The sequence below is a fragment of the Halorubrum ejinorense genome, assembly GCF_055389685.1.
The window spans coordinates 948,901-960,955 of the sequence record NZ_AP043777.1 but is presented as its reverse complement, the minus strand read 5'-3'; the positions used below and the strand labels follow the sequence as shown (position 1 = coordinate 960,955).

The following is a 12,055-nucleotide window of genomic DNA, read 5'->3' as shown; positions in this document are numbered from 1 at the left end:
CGCCTAATACCGGAACGATTCGATGTTCGACGTCGACCGCGAGGCGCTCACCGACGGCCCCGTCGGGCGAGTGTTGCTCGTCCTCGCCGCGCCGCTCGTGGCCCAGAACCTCGTGTACGTCGCCAACGCGCTGATCGACACGTTCTGGCTCGGGCGGGTCGGCGAGGACGCGGTCGCGGCCGTCGGCCTCAGCCTCCCGATCCAGTCACTGCTCGGCGCGACGGTCGTGGTCGGCGCGGTCGGCACCCAGATCATCGTCGCGCAGCGCGCCGGCGAGGACGACGAGGCGGGCGCGCGGCGCGTGGCGGTCAACGGCGCCCTCGTCGCGCTCGCGGTGACGGCGGCGGTCGCGCTCCCTGTGGTCGTCTACGCCGAGGAGCTGGTCGCGCTCCTCGGGGCCGACCCCGCGCTCGCCGGCACGACCGCCACGTACCTCGCGATCGTGATCGCCGTCCTCCCCGTCGGCGCGGTCGGGGACACCGTCGAGAACTGCTTCACCGCGTACGGCGACACTCGGGCGGTGTTCCACGTGAGCCTCGTCAGCGTCCTCGTCAACCTCGTCGCCGCCCCGACGCTGATCTTCGGCGTCGGTCCCGCCCCGGAGCTCGGCGTCGCCGGCGCCGCGCTCGGCACCGTTTTGGCCGGCGTCGCGGGCCTCCTGTGGATCCTCGGGTACGCGGCGGGGATCGGCCGCGACACCTTCCGACTCACGCGGGACGCGCTCGCGTTCGACGCCGACACCGTCCGCGAGGTCGTCTCGGTCGGCCTCCCGCTCGGCGGGCAGCGCGGCGTGAGCGAGTTAGTCCGGGTGTTCGTCGTCGGTCTCGTGGCTATCGCCGGCGGCGCGCCGGGCGTCGCCGCGTACACGGTCGGCGCGCGAGTCGCGACGCTCGCCGTCGTCCCGGCGCTCGGGATCCAGCAGGCGGCCCAGTCGATGATCGGGCAGAACCTCGGCGCCGGCGCACCCGCGCGCGCTCGGCGGACGACGACCGTCGGCACCGCGCAGGTGGTCGTCGGCTTCCTCGCGCTCGGCGCCGTTCAGTTCCTGTTCGCCGGCGGTATCGCCGACCTGCTCGCGCCAGACCTCTCCGCGACCGGGCGGGACCTCGCGGTGACGTACCTCCGAATTCTCGGCGCCACCTACTGGGCGCTCGGCGGCACGTACACGCTGCTTGCCGGCTTCAACGGCGCCTCTCGAACGCGGACCTCCTTCGTCGCCGACCTGATCAAGTACTGGGCGATCCGGTTCCCCGTCGCGGTCGCGGCCGTCCCGGTCGCGACGACGTTCGGCGCGCTCGGCGTCACCGTGGCGCCCGGGCTGGGCTGGGGCGTCGAGGCCGTCTTCTGGGCCGTCGCGGTCTCGAACGTCGCCGGCTTCGCCGGGCTGGGCGGGTACTTCCTGTACACGACGCGACGCGGCATGTTCGCGAACGCCGCCGAGCGCGCGAGCGGCGGCGGAGGCGGGAGCGGAGCCGCGGAGGCGGCGGACGGCGACTGACCGGGCGATCCGGATCGCGGAGGGCTACTCGCGGTCAGCGCTCGCCGAGCAGGTCGTCGCTCTCGACGACCGTCGCGAACTCGCCGTTCAGGTGGGCGAGCGCGACGCGGTGGGAGGTCTCCGGGCCGATCCGCTCGCCGTCGGGGGCCTCGCGGGCGTGCGTCGCGGTCGCGTCGGAGACGAGTCGCACGTCGTAGCCGCGGTTCTCGGCCTCGCGGGTCGTGGTCGAGACGCAGTGATCGGTGGTGAGCCCGCAGACGACGAGCGACTCGTGGCCCGCCTCGCGGAGCCACGCGTCGAGCCCGCTGTCGAGGAACGCGCCGTTGACCGACTTCTCGAAGGTGGCCTCGCCGTCGAGGGGCGCGGTCGCCGGTTTCCACGCGAAGCCGGGGGCGTCCGGGCGCAGCGGCGAGTCCGGTTCGGTCGAGGCGTGTCGCACGTGCGCGACCGGTCGGCCGTCGGCGCGCCAGCGGTCGAGGAGCGCCGCGGCGACCGCCTCGGCGCCGGGGTTGTTGCGCTCGCCCCACCCCGGCTCGTCGAAGCCGGTCTGGAAGTCGATCAGGAGGAGGACGGCGTCGTCAGTCATCGCCCAGCCCCTCGGTGTGGGTCGCGTCGGGGTCGCTCGCGAACCGGCGCCACGCGCCCGGTTCGAGCAGGGGAGCCGGCGCCTTCGGGTGGTCGCGGGTCGGGTCGAGCGGACAGGCGTCCGGGCTCGCGGCGGCGTCCTCGCGGAACAGGTACTGCTTCCACTCGCGGTCGCCCTCGGCGCCCCAGTCGCCGAGGTCGGCGTGGGGGCAGACGCCGTCGTAGTCGCTCATCCGGCCGCGGATGGTCTCGCGGGCCTGCTCGCCCGCGTCGGTGTCGGCGGTGAGCCCCTCGAACACCGCTCGCGGCTGGAAGGTGATCTCTAGCCCGACCGGCGAGTATCGGCTCTTCCGGTCGTCGTAGAACGGAGCGCGCGAGGTCGGGAACAGCGGTTCGCCGCCGAAACAGAACTCCCAGCGCGGCGTGTCCGGGTCCGTGGGAATGTCCTCGGGCCACGGCTCGGGGTCGTGGACGTGGAGGAACTCCAAGACGTGCCAGAGGCGCTCGTGGTAGTGCGCCTCGCCGCGGTCGCCTTCGGGCGGCTTGAAGAAGACGGCGAGCGGCGCGCGGTCGGCGTGGTCCTCGTAGGTGTCGAGGTACTCGAGGAGCGTGTCGCGCAGGCGCAACAGCGCGGCCGGGTCCGTCGTCGACTCGCAGGCGGCGTACAGCAGGTCGCCCTCGCGCTCGACCTCGATGCCGAAGTAACAGGGGAACGGCGAGCCGTCGCGCTCGCCGAGCATCGACTCGCGGAAGGTCCGGTAGTGGTCTCGGAGCCACGCCGGCGCGTCGTCGAGCCGACCGCGGAGCGTCTCTTGGTCCAACAGCACGCCCTCGGTCCCTGGCTCGTTCATACGATGAGTCGGGGATAGACCGGCTTTTGGCTTTCGCCGATACCCGTGCGGTCGGAACGACGGAGACGAGTATTTCGCGGTGATTGACCGGTAACGGAGAGGGATCGTCAGCCGTGCTGATCGATGTCATCGACCGTGCTGATCGATGTTATCGCCCGCGCTGATCGAAGCCGTCGACGGCAACCCGTCAGTCGCTGTCAGCGGACCGAACTCAGAGGAAGAACCCCTTGAAGAAGTTGACCACGGCCCACTTGACGCCCTCGACGACCTGTCCGTCCTCGCCGCTGATCACGATGTCGTCGTTGGCGACGGCGTCGCGGAACGCGGCCGCGGGATTGTCGGCCGCGGCGATACCGGCCAGCGTCGCGCGGTCGGTCGTTATCTTCCGGACGGCGTCCTCGCTACGGCTGTCTTCGAGCGCGGTGATGCGGTTCCGATCGTCCATGGTGAGCGAGTACACCGCCTCGGAGTCGCCGTCCTGAATGTAGACGTTGGTCGTTCCGGCGAGGTTGATCGGTCCGAGGTCGACGGCGTCCGCGTTCGCGTTGTACGCCGGGACCATCTCTTCGAGCGATTCGTACAGGTCGTCGCCGTCGTCGGTCTGGGCGACCGCACCGCCGGCCAGCGCGCTCACGAGGAGGATGGCGGCGACGAAGATGAGAGAAATGCGTGTCATAGTATTCCTGAACATATGACGCGTTCTAAGTATAAAATATAGACGTATGTGGATCAAGTACAGATTACCGATGGTAGTCGAGCAATACCGGGGCGGGACTCAGTCGCTCGCGACCGCGAACCGCGAGGCGTCGCCCTCCTCGGACGGCGCGGTGAGCAGCGAGACGCCGACGGTGAGGAGCGCCGAAAGCGCCATCAGCCCGAGCGCCACGTCCCACCCGCCGGCGACGGTGCGGGGCAGCGTCGGGACGGCGTCGACGACCGCCGAGAGCACCACGGCGAGGTACACGACCTGCGGGACAGCGACGCCGACGATCATTCCCGTGCGCGTCGTCCGCTGCCAGTAGAGCGCGGATATCACCGGGAGCGCGAGGAGCGCGAATCCGGCGAAGGCGGTACCACCGACCTCGATCAGCGTCCCGGGGCGGAACAGGCTCGCGACGAACGCGAGCGCCGCGAACGCCGCCACGCCGACCCGTGCGACCCACGCCTCGCGCCGATCGGAGGCGTCGGCGTTCACCACGGGCCGGTACAGGTCGCGGGTGAAGTACGACGACCCCGAGAGCAGCATCGAGTCCGACGAGGACATCATCGCGGCCATCGCGCCGGCGATGACGAGCGCGGTGAACCACGCGGGCGCGTACTCGTTCAGCACGACCGGCAGCACGTTGGCGCCCTCGGGCACCTGGATGGGGGTCCCGGCCGCCCACGCGCCGAGCATGAACGCGGGGAGGAACAGCAGGAGGACGAGGACGGGCCAGAGCGCGAACGACCGCTTCAGCGTCGCGGCCGACTTCGCGACGAAGAACCGCTGGTTGATCTGGGGGAACATCGTCACGCCGAACGCGATGGTGATCGCGGTCGAGATGATGAACCCGGGCGTGTACGCCCCGCCGCCGAAGCTCCCGAACTCGGGCCGGGCGGCCAGCATCCCCTCGGTCGCGGCGCCGACGCCGCCGAGCGCCGAGACGACCCACGCGGCGGCGATCCAGACGACGGAGAGCATGAACAGCCCCTGGAGCGTGTCCGTCCACGCCACGCCGCGGAGGCCGGCGACCGTGACGTAGAGGATCATGAACCCGGTGATCAGCGCCGCGCCGCCCCAGTAGGGAACCGCGCCGTCGGTGAGCCCCACGAGCGCCTCGCCGGCGCCCATCTGCTGGAGCATCACGTACGGGAACAGCCAGAGGAGGCTCACGCCCGCGACCAGCGCGCGCAACCCGGTCGAGCCGAACCGGTCGCCGAGCATCTCGCCGAGCGTCACGTAGCCGTTGCGGGCGCCGATGAGCCACTGCTTGTAGCCGATCACGTACCACAGCACGGCGAACAGCACGCCGTCGAGGGTGCCCATCACGATCAGCCACTCCGGACCGGCCCGGTACGCCAGGTTCGGCCCGCCGAAGAACGTGAACGCGGACAGCAGGGTGGCGAACGTCGTGAACAACAGCACGAGCGTGCCGATCGACCGGCTCGCGAGGTAGTAGTCCTCCGCGGTCGTCTCCGAGACGCGGTATGCGACGAGGCCGAGCGCGAGCGCGACGGCGAGGTAGCCGACGACGATGCCGAGCGAGAGGCCGAGCGTCACGGCCGATCACCCTCCAGGTCGGCGGTCGCGCCGGAACCGGGGCGCTGGCCCATCCCGCGCTCCCACGCGCCGCTCCGGACGAACAGCGCGAACAGGACCGTACACAGGCCGAGCCAGGCCACGTGCCACCAGATCCACACCGGCAGCCCCGCGACGACGCGGTCGACGCCCCACAGCGGCCACGGGACGGCGAACGCGACCAGTATTGCGAACGTCGGTATCCAGACGAGATCGCTCCGTAAACGCGTCATGTAACGTAGTAGAATATCTATAGACACTAGTCAGTATCGAATAGATTCGATAGACATAATTGGAGAATATTTTTCTTCAATGAACGCCGACGGAGGGCGTGGCGATAGCTATTTTCCCCGAGGGACGAAACGTAACGTGGGCGGCTTCTGCCGCCCGATATCACCATTCACCCATCATGAAAGACACAGAAAAATACCTGATACACGCCACCATCGCGGCCGACGGCGTCGTTGAGCGCAGCGACGTCGTCGGCGCGGTGTTCGGGCAAACGGAGGGGTTACTCGGGGACGAGCTGGACCTCCGGGACCTCCAGGAGTCCTCGCGCGTCGGTCGGATCGACGTCTCGGTCGAGTCCGAGAACGGCCAGTCGTTCGGCGAAGTCACCGTCGCGTCGAGCCTCGACAAGGTCGAGACCGCCATTCTGGCGGCCGCCTTGGAGACGATCGACCGGATCGGTCCCTGTCACGCCTCCGTGGAGATAACGAGCATCGAAGACGTGCGGGCGGCCAAGCGCCGCGAAGTCGTCGAGCGCGCCAAGGAGCTGGTCGCCGGCGGCTTCGACGAGACCAGCCTCGCCAGCAGCGACGTGTTAGACGAGGTCCGCGACGCCGCGCGCGTCGAGGGCATCGTCGACTACCGGGGGCTCCCCGCGGGACCGCGCGTCGGCGACTCCGACGCCGTGATCGTCGTCGAGGGCCGTGCGGACGTGCTGACGCTGCTCGACTGCGGGATCAAAAACGCCGTCGCGGTCGAGGGCACGAACGTCCCCGAGGCGGTCGCCGACCTCACCGAGTCGCGGACGGTCACCGCGTTCCTCGACGGCGACCGTGGCGGCGAGCTCATCCTCCGCGAGCTCTCGCAGGTCGGCGAGGTCGACTACGTCGCGTTCGCGCCGCCCGGCGAGTCCGTCGAGGACCTCGGCCGCGACGCCGTCTTCGAGGCGCTCCGCGGGAAGGTCCCGTACGCCAGCCTCGCGGACGCCGCCGACCTCCGAGCGGCCGCGAGCGACGAGGAGGCCGACGACGGAACGGACGCGAGGGACGCGACCGCGGGCGACGGGAGCGTCCGCCCGGGGCACGCGAACGGCGACGACGAGTCCGGCGACGACGGCCGGGGCGGCTCGGTCGCCCGCGTGGGCGACGGGGGAGCGGTTCCGACCGATCCCTCGGCGACCGAACCGAGCGGGACCCCGGGTCCCGCGGCCGAGTCGACGGCCGTCGACTCGACGGACGAACCCGCCGAATCAGCCGACCCCGAGGCACCGTCGGCCGACGAGCCCGAACCGGAACCGATCGACGAATCGGAGTCGGAACCGACCGACGGCGAGTCCGGATCGAGCGCGGTGAGCGACTCGACGACGGGAGACGACGGGTCGAGCGTGGACTCCGCCGGCTCGAACGACGAATCGAGCGCGGCGCCGGGTAGCGAGTCCGAAGGCGACGGAGCCGCCGACGCCGACGAGCCGCGATCGATCGGGGCGCACGTCCGCGAGGTCGTCGACGGCGGGACCGGACGCGCTCGGTTCCTCGGCGACGAGTTCGAGGTCCTCGACGAGGTCGACGCCGCGGACGCGTTCGACGCGCTGGACGGCGCCGGGACCGCGCCGCACGCGGTCGTCGTCGACGGGACCGTCGATCAGCGGCTGCTCGACGTGGCGGCCCAGCGCGGGGTCGGGCGGCTGGTCGGCCGCGACCTCGGCGAGTTCGTGAAACGGCCCGTCGGAACGCGCGTCCTCGCCGCCGCGGACATCGGGCCCGAAAACTGAGTCGGGGCGGCGAGCCCGACCGCCGCGGCCCGCCGCTACTCAGACCAGTCCGACGGCGCCGAGCAGCGCGAACAGCGCGTCGCCGTACGAGAGGGAGACGACGAGTCCGACGGCCATCGGGACGACGAACGGCATGCCCGGCGAGACCAGCACGCGGTCCTCGCTGGCGACGACGTCGAGGCCGTCGCGGAGCGTCGCGGCGTCGGTGCCGTAGGCGCCGTGGTCGATGTCGCCGAGGAAGCGCTCGGCCGCCCAGGGGTCGTCGAACTCTCGACGAGAGCCGGGCTTTCCGTCCGCGTCGCCGCCGGTCCGGGCGTCGACCGCGGTTCCGCCGTCGGTCCGCGGGCCGACGTGGGTCCCGCCGTCGGTCGGATCGAACGTCTCGCCGACCGAGTCGGGGTCGGAGAGTCCGTCGGGGTCGCCTCGCAGGTCCGCCAGCGCGAGGCCCCGCCAGCGGAGGTACATCCGGAGCGCGTCCAGATCGAGGCCGTTCCGGGTCGGCCCGTCCGGGTCCTCGAACAGTCGACCGTGTCGGTCGGGCAGCGAGTCGGTCGCGACCGGCCGCGCGAAGAACATGTTCGACGAGACCTCGCCGCGGACGAGGTTGAGCGCGGCGAGGCCGACCGGGTAGGCGAGGCCGATCAGCACCGTGTTCGTGAGGATCGTCAGGGAGAACACGCCGATGTCGGTGTCGACGAGCGGGAAGAGGAGACCGCCGACTTCGTAGGTCGGGAACGTCGGGAAAAGCACCGCGAGCGCGATCATCGCCTTGGCGTCGGCGCCGCCGAACGCGCCGAGGTACCAGAAGGCGTACCCGAGCGGCGCGACGAACAGGAGGCTGATCGCCGCCCGGACGAGGAATATCCGCCCGTCGAACCCCGCGAACGGCCACAGCGAGACGGCCTCGGCGAGGAGGAGGACCGCACCGAGCAGGTACAGCGGCGGCCACAGTCGGTTCGGGAGGCGCCGGGTCCGGACGTCCCGGAGCGCCGCCCACGCGAACACGGGGACGACGAGCAGTCGGAGGACGTCCGGCAGCGTCGCGAACATGTCTCCACGGCCGACGGCGCCCGCATTAGGCGTTCGGGTTCGGGTATCGCGATCGATATTTTCTCGGCTAGTTCGCCGGGGCTTTTGTGGGTCGACCGCCGACCCGGTCGCAATGCGCCGTCGCCTCGGCACGAGCCTCTACGCGGGGCTGTTGTTCACCGTCCTCGGCACCGTCGCGTGGGCGACCGGTCGGCCGTTCGTCTTTCCCAGCCTCGGCCCGTCGGCGTTCGTCCTCGCGTTCGACCGGCGGAGCGAGCGCGAGCGGGCCGTCCGCGTGGTCGGAAGCCACCTCATCGGAGGGCTCGCGGGGATCGTCGCGTGGACGGTCGTCGCGGACGGGGCCGCGCTGACGGCCACGCTCACCGCGTTCTCCCCCGCGGGCCTCCGGCTGACCGCGAGCGCGGTCGTCTCGCTCGTGGCGACCAGCTGGGCGATGATCGCGACCGGGACGGTCCACCCCCCGGCGTGTGCCACGACGCTCATCGTGTCGCTCGGGCTCCTCTCGACGCCGGCCGAGGTGGCGATCATCGTCGCGAGCGTGACCGTCCTCGTCGCCTTCCACGCCGGCATCATCCTCGCGTTCAAGCGGCTCGCGGGAGACACGCACCCCCTGTACGGTCGGGACGACGCGCGCGACTGATCGCGGTCACTCGTCGGGTCGGTCCGGCGCCCGCTCGAAGACGTCGAGGAGCGGTTCCGAGTCGGCGAGCCCCGGAATGCGGTACTCGTCGTCGCGGAGTTCGATCACGACGGTCTCGGTTCCGAGCCGCCGGTCGAGCCGACCGCGTTCCACCCGGAGGCCCGTCTCGTCCCACGGCTCGACCCGCCACAGGTCGACGCCGAACGGCCGGTCCCGGGCGACGAGCGCGTCGTCGCCGACGCGGTACGTGACCAGCCCGTACCGGAGTTCGTGGTCGAGCGCGGCGAGGGCGAGCGGGAGCGCGACCGCGACGGCGAGGAGGGCGGCGACGGTTCCCCACTCGCCGCCGAGCGCGAACAGCGCGGCGCCGAGCGCGGGGAGGGCGGCTAAGTACCACAGTCCGGGGTGACCGAGCGGCGTCGTCAACGCTCCCGCGAGGCGAGCGCGGCGGGGCTGGCGGACGGTCCGGACCGCCCCCGCGAGCGAACCGTCGGCCGGCTGCGGGGCGGGCGGCTCGTGGGAGAACCCCAGATCGAGTGCCGACGACTCGTCGAACGCGGCCAGCCGGTCGCCGTACAGGCTCGCGAGGTCGAAGGCGAACTTCACCGCGACGATGCCGAGCAGGAGGGGGAGCCCGATCGCGTCCGGGTCGAGCGCGGAGATCGGCGTGTCGTCCTCCAGCGTTCCCGCGGCGACGATCGTGACGGTGAACAGCGCGCCGAGGAAGATCGCCGCACCCTGAGCGAACACCCCTTGAATCGCCGTCTGGGCGCTGTGGTCGCGGTACTCGCCGCGACCGAAGTACTCGACGAGCGTCGTGACCCCCTCTCCGACGAAGACGGCGATCACCGCGAGCGTCACGGTGTCGAGCGCCTCGGGCGCCAGCCCGCCGTCGGCGACGACGCCGACCGTGAGCGTGCCGACGACCGTCCAGACGACCGCGAGGATCGGCGCGGCGACCGGGAGGACGAGCAGCGACGAGAGCCGGACCTCGACGCCGGTCCACGGGACCGACAGCCCGACCCGTCGCTGCGCGAGCGGACCGAGGACCAGCCCCTGACGGTCGATTTCGGACGGGCGGCCGGCGAACAGCGCGCGGACGAGCGCCCACCCGGAGGCGATCCCGAGTTCGAACCAGTAGAGCGTCATCAGCGCCGCGGCGTTCCAGCCGAGCGAGACGACGCCGACGAGCGGGAGCAGGGTGGCGAGCGCCACAGAGAGGGCGCGCGGCCGGCGACCGCGAGCGAGGCCGCGACCGAGCGCACGCAGCCGAGCGGGCGAGCGGGCGGAGGGCATCCGTCGGTCGTTCCGGGTCGCTACACATAAGCGGTCTGGAACCTCGAGAGCCGTCCGGCGACGGGGGGAAAGAAAGTTGTCGCTCGCGGACCGACGCGTGAGTATGCGGAGAGGGTCCGGTCTCGGGTGGCTCGCGGTCGTCGCGATCCTCGTCGTCGCCGTCGTTATCGCACTCGCCGTCGCCGCGGTGACCGTCCAGTTCCTCGGGGGCGCGCGGCTGGGCGCCTACCGCACCCTCGCCGGCGTCGGCGGGGTCGGCGCCGGGATCGTGGGACTCGGACTTGCGGCGTACGCCTTCGACTGAGCGGAGCGGGGGCGGGCCCGGATTCGGGCGCGAGAGCTCGTTCGCGGTTCGTGACTGCCGTGAATCAGGCTCCGCCGCCGCCGTAGCTCCCGGCCTCGGCCTCCGTCTCCCGTTCGCGGCGCCGTCTGTCGGAGTCCTCGCTCCGCTCCGAGGGGGACTCTCGGTGCTGGCCCCACCGGTACAGCACGTACGTCGCGCCCGCGGCGGCGACGCCGGCGGCGTGGTTCACGTACGGGAGGCCGACGGCGTAGCCGACCGCGGTGAAGAGCGCGGTCGCGACCGTCGCGGCGACGATCCAACGGGACACCCAGGGCTCTCCGTCACTGGCCATGGCGACACGTGGCGACGGCCGGGGACAAATGCTTTCGGCCGCTTCGAACGAGAGGCCTCGGCGACGGCCGCGAGGGGTCAGGCCTCGCGTTCGAACGAGGGGTCGAACATCTGCGCCGACATCGGCACCGGGTCGCCGTCGGTGAGGTTGTACGCGGAGAAGTCGGTGACGCCCGCCTCGCGGAGCAGGTCCTCGTCGTAGAAGCTGTTACCCGTACACGCCGCCGGATCGCGGGAGAGGATTTCGAGCACCGCGTCGGAGACGATCTCCGGGGTGCGCCAGTCGTCTTCGGTCCCGAGGCCGAAGTAACGGGTCGCGCGGGTGTCGACGGCGGTCACCGGCCAGAACGTGTTACAGCCGACGCCCTCGCCGGCCAGCTCCTCGGCGAGCGAGAGCGTGATGAACGACATCCCGAGCTTCGACCACGCGTACGGCGCCTTGCCGGGCGAGCGGTCGGTCACGACCGGCGGGGAGTTCGACAGGAGCCACGCCTCGTCGAGGTCGGCGAGGTGATCGGCGAACTCGTGCGCGACGAGGTGGGTCCCGCGGACGTTCACGTCGGTGAGGAGGTCGAACCGGTCGCCCGACAGGTCGGCGACGTTCGCCAGCTGGATGGCGCTCGCGTTGTTGATGACGATGTCCACCTCGCCGAAGTGATCGATCGCCTCCTCGACGACCGCCTCGACGCGGTCCTCGTCGCGGAGGTCGAGTTCGAGCGCGAGCGCCTCGGGGCCGCGGTCGCGGACCTCGCGGGCCGTCTGCTCGATCGACCCCGCGAGTTCGGAGTCGTCGTCGTCCGTCGTCTTCCCCGTCGAGACGACGTTACAGCCGTGGTCGGCGAGCGCGAGCGCGAGCTGCTTTCCGATGCCGCGAGTCGTGCCGGTGATAAAGGCCGTCGATCCCGAGAGATCGGGTGCCGCAGGTGCCATGGTCCTCATTCGGAGACCCGCGGTATAATTCTCGGTGTCGGGACCGCGGGACGACGGCGGCGACCCGGGCGGCTCAGCGCGCCGGTCCGACGTCGCGGTGGAGGTACATGTAGAGGAGGACGGGGACGATGGCGAAGACGACGGTCGCGACCGCCCACCCGAGCGCGTGTCGGCTGCCGCGGGCCTTGGCGTCGCGGTAGATCCAGACGGCGACGGCGAGGACGATCCCGTAGACCACGAGCGTGAGCGGGAGCGACCACGGGAGCGCGACGCCGAAGAGGCTCATGGCAGTCG

General features: G+C 71.4%; 14 protein-coding genes. 4 read left to right on the top strand and 10 right to left on the bottom strand.

Annotated elements, in window-relative coordinates; all coding sequences use genetic code 11:
* The first annotated feature begins 22 nt into the window (after positions 1 to 22).
* Positions 23 to 1,498, top strand: a complete 1,476-nt coding sequence (locus ACZ5KW_RS05845) for an MATE family efflux transporter (RefSeq protein WP_343775418.1) — start codon at positions 23 to 25, stop codon at positions 1,496 to 1,498.
* A 34-nt stretch (positions 1,499 to 1,532) separates the two neighbouring features.
* Here ACZ5KW_RS05845 and ACZ5KW_RS05840 read toward each other — a convergent pair whose 3' ends face one another.
* From ACZ5KW_RS05840 to ACZ5KW_RS05820, 5 genes are all read right to left on the bottom strand, one after another.
* The gene (locus tag ACZ5KW_RS05840) at positions 1,533 to 2,084 is read right to left on the bottom strand and encodes a cysteine hydrolase family protein (protein ID WP_343775421.1); all 552 of its coding nucleotides are present in this window, start codon (positions 2,082 to 2,084) and stop codon (positions 1,533 to 1,535) included.
* A complete protein-coding gene (locus ACZ5KW_RS05835; RefSeq protein ID WP_343775424.1) occupies positions 2,077 to 2,934 on the bottom strand; it encodes a YqcI/YcgG family protein in 858 nt (285 codons plus the stop codon). The genes ACZ5KW_RS05840 and ACZ5KW_RS05835 overlap by 8 nt, the downstream gene beginning before the upstream one ends.
* A 211-nt stretch (positions 2,935 to 3,145) precedes the next feature.
* Positions 3,146 to 3,610, bottom strand: a complete 465-nt coding sequence (locus ACZ5KW_RS05830; protein WP_343775427.1) for a hypothetical protein — start codon at positions 3,608 to 3,610, stop codon at positions 3,146 to 3,148.
* A gap of 99 nt (positions 3,611 to 3,709) precedes the next feature.
* On the bottom strand, positions 3,710 to 5,194 hold the full coding sequence (locus tag ACZ5KW_RS05825; RefSeq protein ID WP_343775429.1) for a sodium:solute symporter family protein: 1,485 nt from the start codon (positions 5,192 to 5,194) through the stop codon (positions 3,710 to 3,712).
* A complete protein-coding gene (locus ACZ5KW_RS05820; RefSeq protein WP_343775431.1) occupies positions 5,191 to 5,445 on the bottom strand; it encodes a DUF3311 domain-containing protein in 255 nt (84 codons plus the stop codon). The genes ACZ5KW_RS05825 and ACZ5KW_RS05820 overlap by 4 nt, the downstream gene beginning before the upstream one ends.
* A 176-nt stretch (positions 5,446 to 5,621) precedes the next feature.
* Here ACZ5KW_RS05820 and dnaG point away from each other — a divergent pair, with 176 nt between their 5' ends.
* Entirely contained in the window at positions 5,622 to 7,211 is a 1,590-nt protein-coding gene (gene dnaG / locus ACZ5KW_RS05815) for a DNA primase DnaG (RefSeq protein WP_343775433.1), read from the top strand.
* Between the two features lie 39 nt (positions 7,212 to 7,250).
* On the opposite strand, the gene ACZ5KW_RS05810 is transcribed toward dnaG, so the two are convergent.
* Complete coding sequence (locus ACZ5KW_RS05810) at positions 7,251 to 8,261, bottom strand: A24 family peptidase (RefSeq protein WP_343775435.1); 1,011 nt, start codon at positions 8,259 to 8,261, stop codon at positions 7,251 to 7,253.
* Positions 8,262 to 8,373: 112 nt separating this feature from the next.
* On the opposite strand from ACZ5KW_RS05810, the gene ACZ5KW_RS05805 reads away from it, so the two are divergent.
* Positions 8,374 to 8,901 (top strand): HPP family protein, encoded by a 528-nt coding sequence (locus ACZ5KW_RS05805; RefSeq protein WP_343775437.1) that lies wholly within the window; start codon positions 8,374 to 8,376, stop codon positions 8,899 to 8,901.
* A 6-nt stretch (positions 8,902 to 8,907) separates the two neighbouring features.
* On the opposite strand, the gene ACZ5KW_RS05800 is transcribed toward ACZ5KW_RS05805, so the two are convergent.
* Entirely contained in the window at positions 8,908 to 10,197 is a 1,290-nt protein-coding gene (locus tag ACZ5KW_RS05800) for a DUF6498-containing protein (RefSeq protein WP_343775439.1), read from the bottom strand.
* A gap of 103 nt (positions 10,198 to 10,300) precedes the next feature.
* Between ACZ5KW_RS05800 and ACZ5KW_RS05795 the strand changes: the two genes are divergently transcribed.
* Positions 10,301 to 10,501 carry a hypothetical protein gene (locus ACZ5KW_RS05795; protein WP_343775441.1) on the top strand — a complete coding sequence of 67 codons (201 nt, stop codon included), beginning with the start codon at positions 10,301 to 10,303 and terminating at the stop codon, positions 10,499 to 10,501.
* A gap of 64 nt (positions 10,502 to 10,565) precedes the next feature.
* Here the strand turns inward: ACZ5KW_RS05795 and ACZ5KW_RS05790 are convergent, their stop codons facing one another.
* From ACZ5KW_RS05790 to ACZ5KW_RS05780, 3 genes are all read right to left on the bottom strand, one after another.
* A complete protein-coding gene (locus tag ACZ5KW_RS05790) occupies positions 10,566 to 10,832 on the bottom strand; it encodes a hypothetical protein (RefSeq protein ID WP_343775443.1) in 267 nt (88 codons plus the stop codon).
* 77 nt (positions 10,833 to 10,909) lie between these two features.
* Positions 10,910 to 11,761, bottom strand: a complete 852-nt coding sequence (locus ACZ5KW_RS05785) for an SDR family oxidoreductase (protein WP_343775445.1) — start codon at positions 11,759 to 11,761, stop codon at positions 10,910 to 10,912.
* A 73-nt stretch (positions 11,762 to 11,834) separates the two neighbouring features.
* A complete protein-coding gene (locus ACZ5KW_RS05780; protein WP_343775447.1) occupies positions 11,835 to 12,047 on the bottom strand; it encodes a hypothetical protein in 213 nt (70 codons plus the stop codon).
* Between the last annotated feature and the right edge of the window lie 8 nt (positions 12,048 to 12,055).